The 2,565-nt window shown below is 57.0% G+C and carries 2 protein-coding genes; both read right to left on the reverse strand.

Going from position 1 to position 2,565, the window contains the following annotated elements; translation table 11 throughout:
- Positions 1-289 (reverse strand): hypothetical protein (locus tag Q0687_RS28810; RefSeq protein ID WP_298884756.1); only part of this gene is annotated, 289 nt, incomplete at its 3' end.
- A gap of 748 nt (positions 290-1,037) precedes the next feature.
- The coding region (locus Q0687_RS28815) for a tetratricopeptide repeat-containing glycosyltransferase family protein (protein ID WP_298884759.1) at positions 1,038-2,565 on the reverse strand (1,528 nt) is incomplete at its 5' end.

The raw sequence follows: 2,565 nt of genomic DNA on the forward strand, positions 1-2,565 counted from the left end.
CGCTCACCGCCAATTCGACGAAATCTTCTTGCGACGCGCGGCCGGACCATACATCAGGGTCAAATGCGAACAACTCAGGTTGAGCAAATTTGGTCCGCTCTGCTCGATGAGCAGCCCTGCGACAAGCGAGGCGCAACTTCGCAGATGGGCCAAGAGCCGACGTAGCGACAGAGTGCGACGGCGGCTTGATAAGGTGGTGACGCTGTAGGTTGCGCATGTCTTCACGCTTGGGGTCACTCAAGCGGGGCGATTCTTTGGCCGAAACTAACTGCAGTACCTTCAACGCCATCCGCACCGCCCCAGCACATTGCTCTGTTGATTAAGTGCGAACTCCTTGGTCGTCCGGCGACGATAAAATCGGCGCGCCAGACGAGCCCCCATCTTTGGCTCCGCGTAAGGAGCGATTTTTCAAACACCCATTGGAGTTGTAGCGCCTCGGCTGAAAATGCCGCTTTGCAGGCTTCGACAAACGATGGTTTATCGGTGACCACGGTTTCTCGGTCGGGTACTAATGGCGGTGTTTCATCAAACTCGGCCATTGGTCATCTTTCTGCTGGCGGAGGCGTTGGCCCACGTGTTCGTTGCGGCCCAAACTCGGACATCTCGCCAATTGCTCGATCTTTATGAACATGGTCATATGATCTTTAATGGATCGAGACTAGTTGTGAAATCAAAATGCAGGAAAGTGTGAAGCTCCGCCGCTGGATCGTATGATGAGATGGCCTCACTGGCATCTAACGCGCGCTGATATGTTGGGTATCTTAGTCGCCCTAGTTCTGCTGTGCATTTCTGCTATCGTTCTCGTGCGGTTTCCGTCCATTCATCAGGCAACGGGTTTCGGCCAGGATTGGGATTGCAAGAGCATTCCGAATAGTGAGCCGGTTTGCATGAAGAAGAACGGTCGGTGAGCATTGATATTGCGTGCTGGGCCGCTGAATGACCGCTTAGGGTCAAACTGAGAATAGCTCGGCCTGAGTGAATTCTATCTGGTGTGCTGCCATGAGCCGACTCTCTGCTACTCTGATATTCGTGAACTGCTAGGAGGGCCGTTCAAGCCATGGCGTCAGCGCCTCGCGCACCCGGTCGATCACGCCTTCGTAGTTGCGGCTGTCGTTTTGCCTGAAGAGACGAACCGTTGGGTACCAGGGACTGTCGTCCCGATCGAGCAGCCATCGGTAGTCGGGGGCGCGAGGAAGCAGAACCCACGTCGGCTTCCCTAGCGCTCCCGCCAGATGGACCACGCTGGTATCCACGCTGATGATCAAGTCGAGGCACGACACAAGGGCGGCGGTCTCGCTGAAATCAGTCAAGTGAGGTGCCGCGTCGAAAATATCGGTTCTTTCGCAGAATGCCGACGCATCGGTCGACCTGATCTCCTTTTGCAGGCTGACGAAGGTCGCATTTGCGTCGAGAAGCTTGGTGAACATTCGAAACGGCATTGTTCGATTGTGATCGTTCGAATGTTCGGGGTTCCCCGACCAAGTAAGCCCAACCCGCAATTGGCCATGGCCAAGTCGATCCTCCCAGACTTGCATGCGTTCCAAAGGCACACGAGGCAAATAGCGTGCCGCCGAAGGAATGGTCTCTAGTCGGGTCTCGAAGAGCAACGGCAAACTCGCCAGAGGGCAATGGAAGTCGAAAGGCGGTATCCGCGCCCCCGATGATCCGGGCAGACACTGCGAAACACCTTCCAGCCCCGAAAGCAGAGGACACAATGTGTCCTGGACGATCAGAACGACGTTCGCGCCCCGAGCGGCCAGCATCGGGACGTATCGCACGAATTGTATGGCATCGCCCAAGCCTTCGTCGGCGCAAACCAGGACCGTTTTGCCAGCTACGCTTTCGATCCCGGGCAGCCTGGGGCCGACGAACGGCGGGTATCCTTTCATGAGAGAGGGAACATCCCAGCGTGCTTCTCTGCCTTTCCAGCCGCGCTCGAAATCGCCAGTCAGCATCTGAAGCAAGCTAAGGTTCCATGCTGATCGCGCGTGCTCTGGGCCGAGTGTCGCCGACCGCTGATAAGCGGACATTGCTTCGTCCAGGCGTCCGAGGTCTGCAAGAACATTGGCCCGATCGAAGAGGGTCCTGCCGGCAGTCGGGTTGGTCTTCAACGATCGATCGTAGAATGACAGAGCCTCCTCCAACCTGTTCTGCCTGCGAAGGAGCGTTCCCAGGTTGCTCAGAGTGTCGGCATTTTGCGGATCGAGCTCAATTGCTCGCCGACAGTCCTCAATGGCTTCGTCGTCTCGTTTGAGAGAGTCGAGGACAAGCGCCCGCATGTGGAGCGACGGAGCGTGATCGGGTTTCGCTTGAATGCTGCGATCAAGATAAGCCAGAGCGTCCTCGAATTGCTCCAGCCCATGCAGCAGGTGGCCGGCCGCGTAAGCCGCCTCCCACAGATGTCCATCAAGTTCAGCTGCGTGCTTGAAGCAAAGCAGCGCATCGGAGGATCTGGTGGCTTCAATTAACAGGTTGCCCATGTGCAACCAAAGCGACGCATCGCCTGGGGCCTGTAGCGCGGCAATCTGGGTAGGAAGTGCGCGGCAATCAGGATGGCGAGGCAGT

Source organism: uncultured Bradyrhizobium sp., assembly GCF_936928535.1.
Classification (GTDB): Bacteria; Pseudomonadota; Alphaproteobacteria; order Rhizobiales; family Xanthobacteraceae; genus Bradyrhizobium.